This is a genomic window from Acinetobacter sp. TUM15071 (assembly GCF_008980925.1).
GTDB classification, from domain to species: Bacteria; Pseudomonadota; Gammaproteobacteria; order Pseudomonadales; family Moraxellaceae; genus Acinetobacter; species Acinetobacter dispersus.
In genome coordinates, this window is record NZ_BKGB01000003.1 from 114,556 (window position 1) to 132,820 (window position 18,265).

General features: G+C 39.7%; 19 protein-coding genes and 1 pseudogene. 12 read left to right on the forward strand and 8 right to left on the reverse strand.

What is annotated here, in order from left to right:
* Positions 1-71: 71 nt before the first annotated feature.
* The 4 genes from rpoH to GBI66_RS04025 all read left to right on the forward strand — a co-directional run bounded on the left by rpoH (position 72) and on the right by GBI66_RS04025 (position 2,431).
* A complete protein-coding gene (gene rpoH, locus GBI66_RS04010) occupies positions 72-941 on the forward strand; it encodes an RNA polymerase sigma factor RpoH (RefSeq protein ID WP_005187919.1) in 870 nt (289 codons plus the stop codon).
* Between the two features lie 108 nt (positions 942-1,049).
* Positions 1,050-1,415: a DUF423 domain-containing protein gene (locus GBI66_RS04015; RefSeq protein ID WP_151715235.1), complete on the forward strand. Its 366-nt coding sequence runs from the start codon at positions 1,050-1,052 to the stop codon at positions 1,413-1,415.
* Between the two features lie 9 nt (positions 1,416-1,424).
* Positions 1,425-1,622 (forward strand): sulfur carrier protein ThiS, encoded by a 198-nt coding sequence (gene thiS / locus GBI66_RS04020; protein ID WP_151715236.1) that lies wholly within the window; start codon positions 1,425-1,427, stop codon positions 1,620-1,622.
* 23 nt (positions 1,623-1,645) lie between these two features.
* The gene (locus GBI66_RS04025) at positions 1,646-2,431 is read left to right on the forward strand and encodes a thiazole synthase (RefSeq protein ID WP_004639328.1); all 786 of its coding nucleotides are present in this window, start codon (positions 1,646-1,648) and stop codon (positions 2,429-2,431) included.
* Positions 2,432-2,485: 54 nt separating this feature from the next.
* Here the strand turns inward: GBI66_RS04025 and GBI66_RS04030 are convergent, their stop codons facing one another.
* From GBI66_RS04030 to yaaA, 4 genes are read right to left on the reverse strand one after another with little or no spacing between them, the layout of a single operon-like run.
* Positions 2,486-2,941, reverse strand: a complete 456-nt coding sequence (locus GBI66_RS04030; protein ID WP_151715237.1) for an NUDIX domain-containing protein — start codon at positions 2,939-2,941, stop codon at positions 2,486-2,488.
* Positions 2,942-2,970: 29 nt separating this feature from the next.
* Positions 2,971-3,588, reverse strand: a complete 618-nt coding sequence (locus GBI66_RS04035; protein ID WP_151715238.1) for a metal-dependent hydrolase — start codon at positions 3,586-3,588, stop codon at positions 2,971-2,973.
* A 9-nt stretch (positions 3,589-3,597) separates the two neighbouring features.
* Complete coding sequence (locus GBI66_RS04040) at positions 3,598-3,861, reverse strand: hypothetical protein (protein ID WP_004639332.1); 264 nt, start codon at positions 3,859-3,861, stop codon at positions 3,598-3,600.
* A gap of 20 nt (positions 3,862-3,881) precedes the next feature.
* Complete coding sequence (gene yaaA / locus GBI66_RS04045; protein WP_005204244.1) at positions 3,882-4,664, reverse strand: peroxide stress protein YaaA; 783 nt, start codon at positions 4,662-4,664, stop codon at positions 3,882-3,884.
* A 124-nt stretch (positions 4,665-4,788) separates the two neighbouring features.
* Here yaaA and GBI66_RS04050 point away from each other — a divergent pair, with 124 nt between their 5' ends.
* Both GBI66_RS04050 and GBI66_RS04055 read left to right on the forward strand, forming a co-directional pair.
* Positions 4,789-5,418, forward strand: a complete 630-nt coding sequence (locus tag GBI66_RS04050; RefSeq protein WP_151715239.1) for an alpha/beta hydrolase — start codon at positions 4,789-4,791, stop codon at positions 5,416-5,418.
* A gap of 92 nt (positions 5,419-5,510) precedes the next feature.
* Positions 5,511-6,581: pseudogene (locus tag GBI66_RS04055) on the forward strand (DUF2157 domain-containing protein).
* Here the strand turns inward: GBI66_RS04055 and rtcR are convergent.
* A complete protein-coding gene (gene rtcR / locus GBI66_RS04060) occupies positions 6,582-8,183 on the reverse strand; it encodes an RNA repair transcriptional activator RtcR (protein WP_151715240.1) in 1,602 nt (533 codons plus the stop codon).
* A gap of 67 nt (positions 8,184-8,250) precedes the next feature.
* On the opposite strand from rtcR, the gene GBI66_RS04065 reads away from it, so the two are divergent.
* Complete coding sequence (locus tag GBI66_RS04065; RefSeq protein WP_151715336.1) at positions 8,251-9,216, forward strand: ribonuclease Z; 966 nt, start codon at positions 8,251-8,253, stop codon at positions 9,214-9,216.
* Between the two features lie 249 nt (positions 9,217-9,465).
* Positions 9,466-11,079, forward strand: coding sequence for a TROVE domain-containing protein (locus GBI66_RS04070; protein ID WP_151715241.1), 1,614 nt, complete (start codon positions 9,466-9,468; stop codon positions 11,077-11,079).
* An 809-nt stretch (positions 11,080-11,888) separates the two neighbouring features.
* Here GBI66_RS04070 and GBI66_RS04075 read toward each other — a convergent pair.
* Positions 11,889-12,179: a hypothetical protein gene (locus GBI66_RS04075; protein ID WP_151715337.1), complete on the reverse strand. Its 291-nt coding sequence runs from the start codon at positions 12,177-12,179 to the stop codon at positions 11,889-11,891.
* A gap of 539 nt (positions 12,180-12,718) precedes the next feature.
* Between GBI66_RS04075 and GBI66_RS04080 the strand changes: the two genes are divergently transcribed.
* The 4 genes from GBI66_RS04080 to rtcA all read left to right on the forward strand — a co-directional run bounded on the left by GBI66_RS04080 (position 12,719) and on the right by rtcA (position 16,231).
* Positions 12,719-13,987 (forward strand): RtcB family protein, encoded by a 1,269-nt coding sequence (locus GBI66_RS04080; protein ID WP_151715242.1) that lies wholly within the window; start codon positions 12,719-12,721, stop codon positions 13,985-13,987.
* Between the two features lie 15 nt (positions 13,988-14,002).
* Positions 14,003-14,455, forward strand: coding sequence for a hypothetical protein (locus GBI66_RS04085; protein WP_151715243.1), 453 nt, complete (start codon positions 14,003-14,005; stop codon positions 14,453-14,455).
* Between the two features lie 2 nt (positions 14,456-14,457).
* Positions 14,458-14,916 carry a DIP1984 family protein gene (locus tag GBI66_RS04090; RefSeq protein ID WP_151715244.1) on the forward strand — a complete coding sequence of 153 codons (459 nt, stop codon included), beginning with the start codon at positions 14,458-14,460 and terminating at the stop codon, positions 14,914-14,916.
* A gap of 253 nt (positions 14,917-15,169) precedes the next feature.
* Positions 15,170-16,231, forward strand: a complete 1,062-nt coding sequence (gene rtcA, locus GBI66_RS04095) for an RNA 3'-terminal phosphate cyclase (protein WP_151715245.1) — start codon at positions 15,170-15,172, stop codon at positions 16,229-16,231.
* 18 nt (positions 16,232-16,249) lie between these two features.
* Here the strand turns inward: rtcA and GBI66_RS04100 are convergent, their stop codons facing one another.
* A complete protein-coding gene (locus tag GBI66_RS04100; RefSeq protein WP_151715246.1) occupies positions 16,250-17,710 on the reverse strand; it encodes an aminoacyl-histidine dipeptidase in 1,461 nt (486 codons plus the stop codon).
* A gap of 103 nt (positions 17,711-17,813) precedes the next feature.
* On the reverse strand, positions 17,814-18,197 hold the full coding sequence (locus GBI66_RS04105; RefSeq protein WP_004653914.1) for a hypothetical protein: 384 nt from the start codon (positions 18,195-18,197) through the stop codon (positions 17,814-17,816).
* Positions 18,198-18,265: the final 68 nt, after the last annotated feature.

Genomic DNA, 18,265 nt, shown 5'->3' on the forward strand with positions numbered 1-18,265 from the left:
TCCTTAGTGATGAAGAACATTCGCATTAAGATGAAATTGTTGACTTAAATGCCATCCTATAAGGAGACTCCATGACTACTGACAGCAGCAATCAATTGATGCCCCTGTCATTGTCTGCGCCAGGCGTAAACCTTGGTGCATATATCAGTACTGTCAATCAAATTCCAATTTTAACGGCCGAGCAGGAAAAAGAACTTGCTGAACGTTATTATTATGATCAAGATCTCGATGCTGCCAAACTATTGGTAATGTCGCATCTGCGCTTTGTTGTCCATATTGCACGTAGTTATGCAGGTTACGGATTGCCACAAGGTGATCTCATTCAAGAAGGTAACCTTGGATTAATGAAAGCAGTTAAACGCTTCGATCCCAATATGGGTGTTCGTTTAGTTTCTTTTGCTGTGCATTGGATCAAAGCTGAAATTCATGAATACGTAATTCGTAACTGGCGTATTGTCAAAATTGCGACCACCAAAGCACAACGTAAATTATTCTTCAATTTGCGCAGCCTTAAAAAATCAAGCAAGCGACTCACTTTGGAAGAAGCAAAATCAATTGCCAATGATTTGAATGTAACACCAGAGCAAGTGTTAGAAATGGAAGGTCGCTTAACCGCTTATGATGCTGCTTTTGAAGCACAAGGTGACGATGATGATGACACGCCTCACACTGCACCTTCGCTTTATTTAGAAGATAATCGTTACGATCCCGCGCGTTTAGTTGAAGAAGAAGATTACGAACAGCAAAGTACCTCTGCTTTGCATGAGGCAATGGATCAGCTTGATGATCGCTCACGTAATATTTTACAACGTCGTTGGTTAGATGATGACAAATCAACGTTGCATGAACTTGCTGCAGAATATAACGTTTCAGCAGAACGTATTCGCCAGCTTGAAAAGAATGCGATGGAAAAAATAAAAACCGCAATGTCTGCGAGTTAAAATCAAACATAAACATAAGGGCTGCAATGCCCTTTTGTTTTATCTAGCTTTGTTTAAGCACCCGAATATGTTAACTTTGTTCATCAAATCTCTAGTTCCATTCTCATTATGTGGATAGCAATTTCTGCGCTTAATCTTGCGCTTGCAGTCATGTTAGGTGCTTTCGGCGCACATGGCCTCAAATCGTTTGCAACACCCGAGCAACTGGCTTGGTGGGGTACAGCAACTCAATACTTTTTCTACCATGCGCTTGGCTTACTGATTTTAGGTGTACTCCATAAAACCACACCAACTTTCCCAATAAAAATTCCTTTTATTTTGATGCAAATTGGTATCATCTTTTTCTGCGGTTCGTTGTACATTATGGCGCTTGGTTTACCTCGAATCTTAGGTGCAATCACGCCAATTGGTGGTGCATTTATGATTGCAGGTTGGGTGCTACTCGCATGGCAAGCAATTAAACATGCGAAATAAGGATTGATCATGCACATCTATTTAAACGGCAAGTCACTCGACACGCCTTGTGAAAACCTACAGCAATTGATTCAAAGCTTAGCGCTTGAAGGCAAACGCTTCGCTGTAGAGAAGAACCAACAGATTATTCCGAAAAGTAGACTTGAGCAAACTGCTATTGCTCCTGAAGATCGTATTGAAATTATTCAAGCTGTTGGTGGCGGCTAATCGGCTAAAAATGGAGTAAGCCCATGCAAGATTCCCCTTTAATTATTGGTTCACGTACATTCCAATCTCGCTTATTGGTCGGAACTGGTAAATATAAAGATCTCAATGAAACTGATTTAGCTATTCAAGCCAGTGGTGCCGAAATTGTTACCGTGGCAATTCGTCGCGTAAATATCGGACAGCATGCCGATCAGCCGAATTTGCTTTCAGTGATTCCACCTGAGAAATACACGATTCTGCCGAATACCGCAGGTTGCTTCGATGCAGATAGCGCGATTCGTACCTGTATGCTGGCACGTGAACTGCTTGATGGTCACAATCTGGTGAAATTGGAAGTGCTCGGTGATGAAAAAACTTTATACCCAAATGTCACCGCAACGCTTAAAGCAGCCCAAACCTTGATTGATGATGGTTTTGAAATCATGGTTTACACCTCAGATGACCCGATTGTTGCGCAAGAACTTGAAAGCATGGGCTGTGTTGCGATCATGCCTTTAGGTAGCTTGATTGGTTCTGGTCTTGGTATTTTGAATCCACATACCATTTCCATCATCAAAGAAAATGCCAAAGTCCCTGTTTTAGTGGATGCAGGTGTTGGTACAGCCAGTGATGCGGCGATTGCAATGGAACTCGGTTGTGACGGCGTGCTAATGAATACAGCAATTGCTGCTGCTCAAAATCCAATTTTGATGGCTTCTGCCATGAAAAAAGCGGTTGAAGCAGGTCGTGAAGCATTCTTAGCGGGTCGTATGCCGCGTAAGCGCATGGCCAACGCGAGTTCACCTGAGACTGGGTATTTCTTTAAGTAAGAAAACAAAGATTAGAGGGAGCTTTTTAGCTCCCTTTTTTAATACAATTACAATTTATCTTGATTCTAGATTAACAAGATGAACAACGTGTTCAGACGATCGTAAAGCAAGATCATGTAAAACATCTGGCTTTAGTTGTTTGATCTCATGCTTTGGCATCCATGAAATCACTTGAGCCTCAGTCACACCATGAAGATAACAAGTTTTCGTTTGAATACTACCTTTATAAATATAAAGAAATTCGTGAAAATGTCGCTCGATAATAGGATCATAGAAAAAATTCTCAACAATCGCAAAAAGTACAGGTGAATTAAAATACTCTCCCGTTTCTTCTAGCACTTCTCGTTGAATCCCCTCTAGGGTTGTTTCCGAAAACTTTAGTCGCCCTCCAACTAAAGAGATACTTCCATCTGGAAATGTAGAAACTAAAATTTGATCTTCGTGTTCTATCCAAGCGGCCACACGGATATTAAGCTTCCCCTCTGCAATGTCTAATGTTAAATCTTTCACTTATAACTCAACGAATGAATTTCAATCATTTATTCTATTATATTCTTTAAATTGCTTTTGGCAGGTTGCTCAAAATTCTGTTGAAAATATTCCGTTTGATATAACGGTTCAGTCAGATAAAAATGCGCTAGGACTTCTTTTCTTTTAATAGAATAGATATCTAGATCAACCCACGAATACTCTTTTTGAATCTGTTGTTCATATTCCGAAAACCGCGCTGGTGAAGCAGCTAGAATCGCCAAATCAATATCCAGTAAAAATTGCAAATCTAGCTCATCCGTTGCTTCATGCTTTTGCGTCGCAACAATCCATAGCTTTATCTTGTGAACAATATCAATTGATAAATCTTGAGCCAAATACTGTACGAACAGCTCCGCACTTTTCAGCTCATTATCTTTTGCTTGCGGATCATAGACCGCATCATGAAACCACAGTGCTAACTCAACTGCATTCGCATCATTTAAATCAGATCGAATCGATTCAAGCAAAACCAAACATTCATACAAATGTTGCAGCGTATGATAAGCCCGCTGCTTTTCACTGTAGGCAGCAATCAACTTATTAAAAACTTTCTGTGGCTCAGAAAAGTGATAATGCTGATGCAGCTCAAACCATGATTTTTCTAATAAGCTCAAATACTGCTGCATTACTCACCCTTATTGGATTTCTTTATTCAGCCATTTCGCTAAGGATTCTGCATCTTTCCGCTCTAAAAAAAGCTGGTACAAAGTACAGGAACCAAACTCATGTTTTAGTTCCTGTTGGCGCATAGGATGATTACCAAATCGAAATCGTCGAGTGCCATCTCTGTCTAAAGGCAATGCATAAACCCCATAACTACGAGGCTCAGTCAGATGCCCTTTAACACAAACTTGATCAGACGATATTGCGTGTTTTAATAAATATTCTTTGGTTAACATCCCACCCTGCCTAAGGCAAACTAAGCTGCGTGTTGCTCATCTCGCTTAAAGACCAATTCTTTATTCGATGAACTTTCAGCATCAAAGTAATACCCTTCACTATCAAATGCTTTTAATTGTTCTACTTGGCTTAATTTATTTTCAATCAAGTATCTCGCCATTAGACCACGCGCTTTTTTCGCATAGAAACTAATGACTTTATATTTTCCGTTCTTCTGATCCAAGAATACAGGCTTGATAATTTCTGCCTGAATTTTCTTTTCATTCACAGATTTATAATATTCGTCAGAGGCCAAATTTACCAACACTTTTGCATCAATTTCAGCTAAATCTTGGTTAATTTGATCTGTGATAATACTGCCCCAGAATTCATATAGATTATGGCCGCGGCTATTTTTTAGTTTAGTGCCCATTTCCAAACGGTACGGCATCATTAAATCTAATGGACGTAATAAACCATAAAGACCAGACAGCATACGTAAATGCTGTTGGGCAAAATCAATATCTTGGTCTTTTAGGTGATAAGCATCTAAACCTGTGTACACATCGCCTTTAAATGCAAATAAAGCCTGACGTGCATTGGAAAAATCAAAATCTGCATTCCAGTCACGGAAACGCTCTACATTTAAATTGGCAATTTTCTCGCTCACGGTCATCAACGATGCAATTTCTGTCGCAGAAAGCTTGCGACAAACATCAATCAATTGTTGTGATTGCGCCAACAAACGAGGTTGAGTATGTGTATCTGTAGGAAGTGCTGTGGTGTAATCGAGTGTTTTAGCAGGAGAAATTAAAGCAAGCATAATCAATCAAAATAAATTTATCTTGGTGAAACTATAACAGTTGATAATTTTTAATGCCAATTCGTGTTCTCGTTCAGTTTTATCGGTAAAATAGTGGATTCTTCCATTATTCATTGCATATCTTATGTCTGAGCAATTATTCATCCAAGGTCCTGTTGGTCAAATCGAAATGTTTGTTGATCAGCCCCAAGGTGAAATCACAGGTTTTGCTGTCGTCTGCCACCCACATCCTTTGCAAGGTGGTACACCGCATCATAAAGTCCCTGTACTACTGGCTCAGATTTTTAATGAAATGGGGTGTGTGGTGTACCGTCCTAGCTTCCGTGGTTTAGCTGGCAGTGAAGGTACTCACGACCAAGGGCATGGCGAAACTGATGATATTATGGCCGTGATTGAATATGCCCGTGCAAAACATGCAGGACTTACCTTCTATGCAGGCGGTTTCAGTTTTGGTTCTCATGTTCTCGCAAAATGCCAAGCACAACTCAGCGATGAATTACGTCCAAAGCAATTGGTATTATGTGGCTTACCTACAGGTTCGGTGGTTGATTTACGCCACTACACAACTCCTGCAATTGATGGCGATATCTTATTTGTACATGGTGAGCAGGATGATATTACCCTGCTCTCAGATATGATCGCGTGGGCAAAGCCACAAAAACATCCAATTACGATTTTGCCAGGCGCCAATCATTTCTTTACTGGCTATCTAAAACAGTTACGCCAAGTGATTGCTCGTTTTTTAAAACTGTAGACTTAACAACAAATTACTAAGAAAAATATACGTGTTTTGAATCCAATGTCTGTTATATCAATATAGATATACAGACATCGGGTTCTTTAATAATGAAATTAAATAAAAAACAGGGACTTTTTTTAAAGCAAACCATTGAACATTGGCAACAACACGGCACGATTACGCCTGATGTAGCCAATGAGCTAAATCAGAGCTTTTCGATACGCCCCTTCGATTGGGAGCGACTGGCAAAATATTCATTCTGGATTTCCATGATTTGTGCCGTGATTGCGGTTGCTGCAATTACTGCCGACAAATTCTTGATAGAGCTGATTGAAAAAATCTTTATTGATTCAAAAATTATTCCTTGTCTGATTTTTGCTGCAGTTGCAGCGGCCTTTTATGGCTTTGCCTATCGTCGACGCAAGACCAAACCCTTACATCAATTTAGCAATGAAGCGATTATTTTTGCAGGCGTGTTGTCTACAGCAGCGTCTGTCGCCTATTTCGGGCAAGCGATTGATACCGGCAGTGGGCATTTCTCTTTGTTATTCCTGCTCTCCACCATTATTTATGCCGCACTTGCCTTTTGGTTTCCTTCTAAACTGATTTGGGTATTTTCCTTGCTTTCGCTCGGTTCATGGTTTGGGACAGAAACAGGCTATATGTCAGGTTGAGGTGCCTATTACTTAGGGATGAATTTCCCTTTACGTTTTGTCTTGTTTGGTGGCGTATTGATTGGCTTAAGCCTACTCTTTAAACGCTATGCGCATTTTAGAGATTTTGCACACTCAACCTATGTCATGGGCCTGTTATATCTATTTATTGCCTTATGGATTCTTTCGATATTTGGCAATTATGGTGACTTAGGGAGTTGGTATAGCGTCAAGCAATATGAGCTGTTACATTGGGGCGTGCTATTCGCGTTTATTGCCATCATCGCGATTGTCTATGGTTTAAAACATGACGATGCCACCTCACGCGGTTTTGGTATCACCTTCTTATTTATTAACCTCTACACCAAGTATTTTGAGTTCTTTTGGAATGGCATGCACAAAGCCATTTTCTTTATCTTGCTCGCTGCATCTTTCTGGTGGATTGGCCGACATGCCGAAAAACTTTGGAACTTAGAGTTTCTACCCAGCCAATCCCAAATAAAGAAAAATCATCCAGCTGAATGATTACTGAAAGTCACTCCAACTCAAGCCAAACCGAGCCAAATACTTTTTGACTCGGTCGCTGTCATTGGTGGTGTTACGTTGCTGGCGTGAAGCAGCAAATAGTTGGCGTCCAGCATCCGCCATTGACTTGGCATTTTCGCAGACTTGAAGTACACCACGCAGTTGAATCTGATCAAACTCATCGATCTCACCCAACTGGGTTTGATCTAAATATTTGAGTAAAATATCTGCTTCTTTAAATTGGTCCTGTGTGGTTTGAATCGACCACAGTTGCTTTAAACGCTGAATCTCCTTTTCCACCGTTTCTGAACGGATCAACTCACCACTGGATAATGTCGCCAACCGCGTCACACTGGCGGTTAAATCACGAAAATTCCCTTGCCATGATGCTTCTTTCGACTTGGCAAATTTCAAATACACATCAAGTGCATCACGTTGAAAACGTAATTGTCGCTGGTGATTTGCCGAAAAGCGTTGCAATTCGAACTCAATATTCGGTGCAATATCTTCGATACGATCTTTAAGATTGGGCAAAAAGAAAGTCCATGTATTGAGTCGCGCCCATAGATCTTCACGAAAGCGCCCTGCTTGCACTTCGGTTCTTAAATCTTTATTTGTCCCCGCAATCAGCTGAAAATCCGCCTGAACCTCTTTATCACTTCCGACTGGAAAAAAGGATTTATCTTCAAGTGCTTTAAGCAACATCGCTTGCTCATCTAGCCCAAGCTCACCAATTTCATCTAGAAATAAAATGCCCTGATCAGCACTTTTTAATAAACCTGTTCGTGAAGCCGCAGCTCCTGTAAATGCCCCCTTGATATGACCAAACAAGCTCGACATGGCACTATCACCACGTAGCGTCGCACAGTTCACATCAATAAAACGCCCACTTAAATGAAACTTATCTTTCTTTAATTGAAAGATTTGTTTGGCTAGATGTGATTTACCTACACCTGTTGCGCCCATAATCAAAATCGGGGCACTTGAACGTGTCGCTACCAGTTCAACCTCGGTAATCAGTTGATTAAATTCATGGTTATGAGTTGAAATATTGGCTTTAAGTTGTTGCCAGTTTTGTTGTTGCTCGTCTTCAAAACGCTGCTTTAAAACATCATAGCGAGATAAATCCAAATCAATGATGCGATATTCACCTTCTGGCGTTTTCTGTTGATTTGGCGCACTTTGAATCAGCTTGGCAGGCAAATAATTAGCATCAACCAAGAGATACCAGCAGATTTGAGCAACGTGTGTGCCTGTGGTGATATGCAAAAGATAGTTGTTTTTTTCGGTATCAAAAGCATAACTTTTCACAAAGTCATATAGAGCACCATAGACCTCAGCAAAATCCCAAGGATCACGAATACTCACTCGCTGCCCCGACACGGTAGTCGATGGCGACACATCCTGCGCATCTTCAGCAATAAATTTGACTAAATTATGATGTTGCCGATCATGCAATAACACCAGTTCATCCACAATCAGATCTTCATGCATCAGAAGACTTAGCGTTGGACGCCAACGCTGCCAACGTTCAGGACGCTTCCCTTGATCTAAAGTAGAACCCACAAAGCCAATTACAACAGTTTTTTTTGCATTCGCCATAATTTCTATAATATTTTATATATATCTATCATATACAATACGCAATTCAATGAAAAATACCAACAATATGCTTCATTTTACTTTTTTAGGCACATCTTCTGGTGTACCCACACTCACACGCAACGTTTCAGCTTTAGCGATTCGTAATAGTAAGAATAAAGACTGGATATTGGTTGATGCAGGCGAAGGTACACAGCATCGCATTCAACAGGCCAAACTTTCATTACAAAGCTTAGTTGCCATCTGTATTACCCATGTACATGGTGATCATTGTTATGGATTGGTCGGCTTATTAGCCAGTGCAGGTATGAATGCCCGCACAACACCTTTAACCATTATTGCTCCCAAAGAAATTCAACAATGGATTGAAGCCACAGCTCAGTTAACCGATCTGCATTTACCCTACCCGCTTAATTTTATTGATGTGAATGAAGCCACTCAAATACTACAAATAACAGATGAACTTTCGATTCAAGCCCACCCACTCAGTCATCGGGTACCCAGTTTTGCATTTAGTATTATTGCGCAATACATCCAAAAGAAATTAGATACACAGGCCTTAATTCAACTCGGCGTAGCAAAAGGCAAAGTTTGGGGCGATTTACAGCAAGGCTTAGACGTCCAGTTTAATGAGCAAACCTTAAAAGCGGTTGATTTTATTCAAATCCAAACGCAACGTGCACATGTAATTGTCGGTGGAGATAATGATCGTCCTGAGTTATTGGCACAAGCTTGCCAAGATGCCCAGCTCTTGATTCATGAAAGCACCTACACCCAAGCCATTTTAGATAAAGTGGGGTCAGGCCCAATGCATAGTTCAGCAAAGATGGTTGCAGAATTTGCTCAACAACAAGATCTAAGCAATCTAGTCCTGACGCACTTTAGCCCACGCCATCAAGACAGCTCTGGACAACAAGCCATCACTGAAGAAGTCCGACAGTTCTATCAAGGCAGCTTTTACTTGGCTCATGATTTTGATCAATTTAGCTTAGATGAGACAGGTCAACTTATAAAAATCGTTTCACCATCATGAATTCCCCCATGTGATCTATTACTAAAACGAACACATAGATCACATATCTTTCTTAATACTTTTATATCTATTTAGATATATTTTACATATTAAAATCCACTAACTTTTTCTAATAAAAAATATCAATTATTTTATTTTAAATAATTATCAATATCTTATAAAAATTTAAAATAAAAACAAGAATATTGGCACACTCTCTGCAATAACACATCCAAGAGACAACAACTTGAATTTTATAGAGGATGAGTCATGGTAAACCAGACAATTTTTGCCTCTCAGGCAACTAAAAAACAATTGATCAGTAATGAAGCTGGCGGTCGTGCATTTCAATTAAATCACCGTCAAGCCTTAGCTCAGCTTGCTGCTACAGGCACGTTGAATCATACGTTTTATCAAACCGCACAAATGCAATTGGATCAGGTATTGGCACTAGCACAAGATATTGATGCAGAATTTATTGCTAAAACGGCAGTTTACACTCGCCAAAATAACCACATGAAAGACATGCCTGTTTTATTATTAGCAATTTTATCACAACGTGATCAAAGCTTATTTAAAACAGTATTTCCATTGGTGATTGATAATGGCAAACAGTTGCGTAATTTTGTACAAATCATGCGTTCAGGGGTAATACAACGCAAATCTTTGGGCAGCTTGCCAAAGAAAATGATCAATCAATGGTTGATCAATGCCAATGAAAATCAATTGTTGGCAGCCAATATTGGCAATCAGCCTTCTTTAGCAGATGTATTAAAAATGACTCATCCAAAACCTAAAGATGCAACTCAGGAGGCGTTCTTTGCTTATGTGCTCGATAAAAAATACGAGCTTGAGCAGTTGCCAGCCAAAGTTCAAGCCTTAGAAAAATTCCGTCAAGGTTTAAGCCATGATGTTCCCGACTTGCCAATGCAACTTCTCACCAATTTACAGCTTTCAGCACAGCAATGGGCTGAGATTGCTAAAAATGGAGGTTGGCAGATGTTAAGAATGAACTTGAATACTTTCGCTCGTCATGGTGTATTTCAAATCGAAGGCATGGATGAAATCATTGCAAATAAATTACAAGATCAGGATATGATTCGCAAAAGCCGAGTTTTGCCCTATCAATTAATGACAACTTGGTCTGCATTGGATGATGCTGTCCCTCAAGTTCTACGGCAATCTTTGGAACAAGTGATGCAAGCCGCTTTGCAAAATGTGCCTCGCCTCACTGGTCGCGTGGTTGTTGCGATTGATGTCTCAGGTTCAATGGCAAGCCCCGTGACAGGCTATCGTAAAGGCGCAACATCAACTTTACGTTGTGTCGATGTGGCATCGTTATTTGCTTGTGCGTTAAAGCAAGTAAATCCTGACATTCAAATTATGCCGTTTGATACACAACTTCATTCATTGAATATTGCGGAAAATGAATCTGATCAAACAAGCTTATTTGGTCGATTAAAACAGGTTTTTACAGGTGGTAAAACACGCTCTATTTTTGAAGTCGCCAAACAATTTGCTGCGCTTGGTGGCGGTGGAACGGATTGTAGCATTCCATTAAATCGACTCAATCGAGATCAGACACCTGTCGATTTGATGATTTATTTTTCAGACAATGAGTCTTGGGCTGACCAGTTACGCACACGCCATAAAACAGGCATGTTGTATGAATGGGATATTTTAAAACAACGCTGTCCAGAAGCAAAATTGGTCTGCGTAGATTTACAGCCATATACGCACACTCAAGTACCTGAACGTACTGATGTGATGAATATTGGTGGTTTTAGTGACCATGTATTTACGCTGATTGATTTATTTTCGCAGGGTAAAATGCACGCTGATCACTGGATCAATGAAATTGAACAAAGCAAATTACCGACTTGATTCGTCAGGTCTGTAAATAGGGTAAATGCTTTAGGAACTACATCTTTCCAATGTTTTTGTTTCTAAATTCAATTTGTTACCCTATAATAAAAATTGCACAAATGCAGATGGAACTACATCCTGTAGATAAAACGTTTCATTACACCTTGTTATTACAACCAACCAGTAAAATGCAAATAGGACTACATTTGTTGAGGGTTCAAGTCCCTTCAAATTGATGAAAATCAGTTTGTAGCTCAATTGGATAGAGCCATGTATAAAAGGTCTTATCATTTTTGTTTACTGGTCTATGCAAAATGCAGTCAGTACTACAATAAGGGGTTCACCGTTAGCAATAACTTGATGGTTCGAGTCCATCTTGATCGACCTCGATCAATGGCGGAAAGGGAAACGCAGTGGAAGAGTTGTCTTGGCGATTAATTGTTTGCATATTTTTTTGTGGTACGGCATAAAATGCTTTTAGGACTACATCCTACCCCATAAATGTGAGTAACCACTCTCACCTGCATCTACAGTGTATGCAGTCGTCTAAATTAAGGCATATGATTTAAGTCTTAGATAATTTTGTTTATGTCGCTTCATCACAAATGCCAATGGGACTACATGGTGAATGCGAAAGCATAGAGTTCAAATCTCTAATCCTTTTTAAGGAAAGTCTCATTATTTTTGTTGTGATGATCATCTTTAATCTCAATCAAATGCGATAAGCACTACATAGCAAAATCGTGCGTAGTTGTATATCTATTTTCATAGATAAGGCAGCTAAGGAAAAAGTGTTTATCCTCCTTGTTGATTGAGATTCACCCTCTTTATGGAATATCAGGCGAAAAGAAATCAAATATTCTTCGTAATAGGCGAAATGGTAAAGTAATAATTCGATACACCACTTCAATAGAAGTATCAATCAAATCGAACCAATCCCAAACATCATTTCGACGCTGATGCCCCTCTCGTTTCGGTTTCACCCAATAACCAAATAAAAAACAAACTAAACTTAGTGCGAGAAGCATAAGAGTAAAATCTTGCAACAAGAACTGCACAAGACAAAATACCCCTGCAACAAATAAAATAATCGTAAGTAGATAACGAAAAAGATCTATAAGATTTAGCAATTTATTTATGTTTTGTTATGTTTATAGCATGACCTTAAACAAACAAAGACATACTTACATGCAGATTAAACAACAGATTTTCATCTGAAAAATATCAAACAGCGCCCCATCTATTTGCTAGAGTAGCGATATGAAACACCCATGAGAAAAGACAAAGCTGGCTATCAAATAGAAATCAGGATTTCTTTCTTCGACCCTGCACTCAACAATACCTGATAATTAAAAATTGCAAGCGAGCTAAAATTTGCTTGGAAAAGCAAATATGTGAAAATTAAAAAAATATCTTTTAAGATATTTCTATATCTAATTAAATACAAATTCCATGCAGAAAGAAAACCAACACATCTCAACCCAATACAATTAAAATCTTATTTTTATTAATTATCAATATATTAACATTACATAGGTCGATTTTTAAAAAGTTGGCACACTCACTGCAATAGTATAAGCACACAATATCATTGGGATCTTGTGAATATCACCTGCCTGCAAACGCTTGGCAGGCAGGCTTTGAAAGGAAAATGAAAATGTCTGTCGTTGAACAAATCAACCAACAAGCTAAATTTGAACAAGAACAGCAACAACGTGCTTATCTAGTTCTAAAAGATGAAACGAGTATGCCAGTAAAAATGTGGACCAATGGTGTACTTGTTGACGACAACTCAAAGCAACAATTACTACAAACAGCACAAATGCCCTTTATTTATAAATGGATGGCAGTGATGCCAGATGTTCACTTTGGTTTAGGTGCAACCATCGGAAGCGTGATTCCAACCAGAGGTGCAATTATCCCTGCTGCGGTCGGTGTCGATATTGGGTGCGGAATGATGGCGACTCGTACCAGCTTAACCGCTTCTGATTTACCTGATAACCTATATGCTTTACGTACTGAACTGGAGCGCTTGATTCCACACGGAATGACCAAACGTGGACGAGATAAAGGTTCTTGGGAAACACCACCTGAAATGGTAGATCAAGCTTGGGCTGATTTAGTTGCAGATTTTGAGTTAATCTGTGCGAAGCACCCTCGCCTAAAAAACACCAATAACCGAAAACAGCTAGGTACACTAGGTACAGGAAATCACTTCGTAGAAGTTTGTTTGGATGAACATGATCATGTTTGGATCATGTTGCACTCAGGTTCTCGCGGTGTGGGTAATGCCATCGGTAATCATTTTATCGAACTGGCGCGTAAAGATATGCAGAAGCATTTTATTAATTTACCCAATAAAGATTTGGCTTATTTAGTCGAAGGAACAGAACATTTTGATGATTACTGGTTTGCTGTGGGTTGGGCACAACGTTTCGCGATGAAAAATCGTGAAATCATGATGCAATCTGCCATTAAAGCCTTAGCAACGATTATTCCCAAGCCGTTCCAAGCACGATTAGAAGCCGTAAATTGCCACCATAATTACGTAGAAAAGGAAGAACATTACGGCGAAGAAGTGATGGTGACCCGCAAAGGCGCTGTTCGTGCACGTTTGGGGGAATATGGAATTATCCCAGGGTCAATGGGTGCCAAGTCCTTTATTGTTCGCGGGCTTGGAAATCAGGAATCGTTCTGTTCATGTTCGCATGGTGCAGGACGCGTAATGAGCCGCGCTGAAGCAAAACGACGTTTTACCGTGGAAGATCAGATTGCGCAGACTGAAGGTGTGGAATGCCGTAAAGATGCTGCTGTGATTGATGAGATTCCATCAGCTTATAAACCGATTGAAGATGTGATGAAAGCACAACAGGATTTGGTTGAAGTGGTGTATACATTAAGACAAGTGGTTTGTGTTAAGGGTTAATATACGGAAATTTCTATGTGTCATGTTTTATTAATCAGCACGAATAGATGGATTGATCTAGGTTATTTCAAGTGTGAAGATATTTCCTTCACACAACAGTTACCTGACTATGTTCCTGAAATCAATGAAATGAAATTTAATAATCGTTGGTATATTGCTGGTTTTCCAAATGAAAAATCATGTAGCTGTCATTTTCGAATTTTACCACTTGCTCTAGGATTTATTTCACCTATCACGTGGCTTAATGAAAATAAACAAGCCATTAGGGCAACTCATATTGCTTATGAAATTTTCAATCAGCTTGTAAAGCAAAAAATTAGTTTTGAAATTATAGTTTCTTGGACTCAAGGCAGTATTAATGAAGATATCGATACCATTCATGATATCAACTTGAATTTCAAGGACATTACTCAAGATCAATTTGTATTTATAGAAAACTCAAGAATGGTATATACATATCAAGGATAAATATGAAACTCGCAGAAGCACTTTTACTTCGAAGCGATCAACAAAAAAAGCTCGCTTCATTAAAACAACGGATCAACGCCAATGTATTGGTGCAAGATGGTGATGAACCGAGTGAAGATCCAAATGAACTAATCAAACAGGTATTTGCTTTAACCCAAGAAAGTAATCAGTTGATTTGTCGTATTCATTTGACCAATGCGCAAGCCAAGTTGGAAGATGGAAAAATTCTGCTGTCCCTACTAAGCTTGCGTGATAGTTATGCTGAACAGCATAAGATTCTGGTTGATGCGATTGCCAATACCCATCGTGAGTCTGATCGTTATAGTTCACGAGAGATTAAATGGAAGAAGGTTATCCCTGTTTCTAGCTTGCAAAAACAAGCCGATGATATCAGCGCGAAACTACGTGATTTAAATATCAAGATTCAGGCTGCCAATTGGCAGATTGATTTAGTCGAATAGACAACAGATTTTGTGAATTTAATTCACAATCACAGTTTGGACATACTGGGCGAGTACAAGATCCTGCATCCGCTTGAGGGATTGAAAATAATTCAGGCGGCTACGGCAGCATGTGAGCCGTGCATGAATCTTCACAGATTAGGCTCAGCACCATGTACCTCGTAAACCTTTGTTAAAAGCAAAGTCACGTGTTACTTCGCATTACCATGTACTGACAGTATGTTCATTAAATTAGAAAACAAGGAAAATAGACGTGAATAAAGCTTTGGCAAATATGCCAGCAACCATCCAGATTGATGGCTCACAAGGTGAAGGTGGTGGACAAATTTTAAGAACTGCCCTTGCCCTTTCGATGATTACAGGTCAGGCATTTGAATTAATCAACATTCGTGCTGGGCGAAAAAAACCAGGCTTAATGCGTCAACATTTGGTCTGTGTACAAGCATCTCAACAGATTAGCCAAGCCTATGTGGAAGGTGCTGAGCTCCATAGCCAGCGTTTGTACTTCGCACCACAGCATGTACAAAGTGGAAAATACCAGTTCCAAATTGGTTCGGCAGGAAGCACAACACTGGTTTTACAAACCCTATTACCTGCTTTGTTATTGCAAGATGAAGCCAGTGAACTCACAATTTCTGGTGGTACCCATAACCCACTTGCCCCAACAGCAGATTTTATCGAGCATTGCTTTTTGCCCGCATTAGAAAAACTTGGAATAGAGGTCGAATTTAAGTTAAATAAAGCAGGCTTCTTTCCGATTGGTGCTGGTGAAATTCAAATCATGATTCAGCCATGGCAACATCGAAATAAGCTAAGCTTATTAGATCGTGGCACTTTGCAAAGCACTGAGGCTTATGCTGCAGTATTAAACCTTTCCGAAGAAGCACAAATTGCACAGAGGGAATTAGCGACTTTAAATAAAAGACTGAATTTAGATACTCAACAGCAATTCCATTTAAATGGGATTAGTCAGGGTAATACGATGTATGTCAAAGTTGCATACATGCATCACATTCAACTATTTACCGCTTTAGGTGAAATGCGAAAAAGCGCAGAACAAATTGCCAATCATTTGGCTGAACAAGTGAAGCAATATATAAAATCTAATGCTGCAATAGATGAATATTTAGCAGATCAGTTGTTATTGCCTTTAGCATTAGGTCAAGGCGGTGAGTTTACCGCACTATGTATTAGCGAACATACCCGTACTCAGGCAGCGATGATTGAAAAATTTATTGATTGTGAGATTGAATTTATCGAGTTGGATAAAACGCTATTTCAGGTCACTGTTAAAGTAAAAGAAGCCCATTCATGAGCTTCTTTTTATAAAAATTTACTTTATAGACTCTAGTGCTGTTACCAATAATTTCCAACATTTCTCTACAGTATCGACTTTAACCCGTTCACCCGGTGCATGTGCACCCTGAATATCAGGGCCAAACGATACCATCTGTAAATCAGGATAATGCTCCGCAATAATGCCGCATTCCAAGCCCGCATGAATCACTTTCAAGTTCGGTTCAATTTCAAATGCACTCTGATAAGCCTGTTGTAGGCATTTCAATGCAGCTGAATCTGGATTCGGTGTCCAACCTGATACCAACGGCGTTAATTCAGATTGAATCTGGAAATTGGCAAAGTGCTGTTGAATGTTATGTGCAAATGTCACTGCTTCTTGGTTCACCATCGAACGAACCATAATCAGAGTTTTGGCTTCATCTTTAGTCAATTTGACCACACCAATATTATTCGAAGTCTCAACCACATCAGCTAAAGCACGGCTCCACTGTGCAATGCCGTATGGACACGTTGCCAATGCTAGCAACCAAGCGTGTTGCTGCTGCAATGTCATAACTTCATTTATCTGATTAGCATTTTGCTGTACGGTTATTTGCAACTGATCATCAACGCCCTGTAGCTTTTGTTGCCATTCAACCTGTGTTGCTGCGACGGCTTTTTCTAGACCAGTCAATTGATCTATTTTAATTGCAATGGTTGCCACAGCTTCACGTGGGATGGCATTTCGTGCTGTTCCACCGACAAATTCAACCAATCGACCATTGGATTGTGTCAAATAATCATTGAGGAAATTGGCTAAAATTACATTGGCATTACCGCGACCTAAATGAATATCAACCCCTGAATGGCCGCCTTTTAAACCTGATACCAGCACATCTACATAAATCAAATTTGCAGGTGCTGTTTCATATTCAGGTGATTGTCGTACTTCCAGATCAATACTACCTGCACAGCCAAGATACAACTCGCCCCATTCTTCGGTATCGATATTAAAAAGCCACTGACCAGTTAACACACCCGACTCAAGCAAACGAGCACCACTCATTCCTGCTTCTTCATCAATGGTGAGAAGAACTTCAATCGGTCCGTGGGCGATATCGCTAGATTCTAATACAGCAAGCGCGAGTGCAACTCCAATGCCATTGTCTGCACCTAGTGTGGTATTTTCAGCAATCAGCCAGCCGTCTTTTAATAGAGGTTGAATTGGATCTTTAAAGAAATCATGTTGCGTGCCACGGTTTGCCTGAGTCACCATGTCTAAGTGTCCCTGCAAAATCACTCCTGCAACGTGTTCCTTACCTGCTGTAGCAGCTTTTCGAATAATTAAATTACCAATGTCATCAACATAGGTTTCTAGGTTGCGCTGTTCCGCCCAATCTTTTAAATGTTGTCTGAGTTGTTGTTCATGTTTGGATGGTCGAGGAATCGTACATAAGGTCTCAAAATGTTGCCAAACCACTTGGGGTGATAATTTAGAAAAATCGACCTGTATCATGCACCTATACTCTCAAATAAAGTGTTTAAACCAATATACACCATACACCCAAACGGCAATGATGTTAAATCACTTCAATTAAGATTTAATGCTCAAAATTGACTTAGCTTTTCCATACAAATTGGGAAAAACTATGTTCCGCTTTTAAGCTATTTTCGACAGCCTGAGCTAATTGGCGGATAATACTTTGTGTCTCAATACGTTCAAACCAAGCTTGTTCTTGCTGTGGGTTGGCTGAGATTTCACAGAGAATATGTCCTTCTGTATCTTGCTGCGAGCATAAGATTGAAAGTGGTAACTGGTGATTGTCGATACGCACTTCAATTTTTTCATGCTCATGACGAATATGCTGTGCATCAAAGCCATATTGTTCTAATTGTTTATATAGCAATGCAGCCACGTACTCTTGCGTGATATAGCATTCATTCGGTGGATGATCAACCACCCCATGTTTTGGGCAATCTGCTATAAATTGCAACGTTTTCATGCTATTCCCTCTATTTTTATGTTTTAACTCTGGATCACAGAGTAAATCCGACGCGAACGGTAAGAATT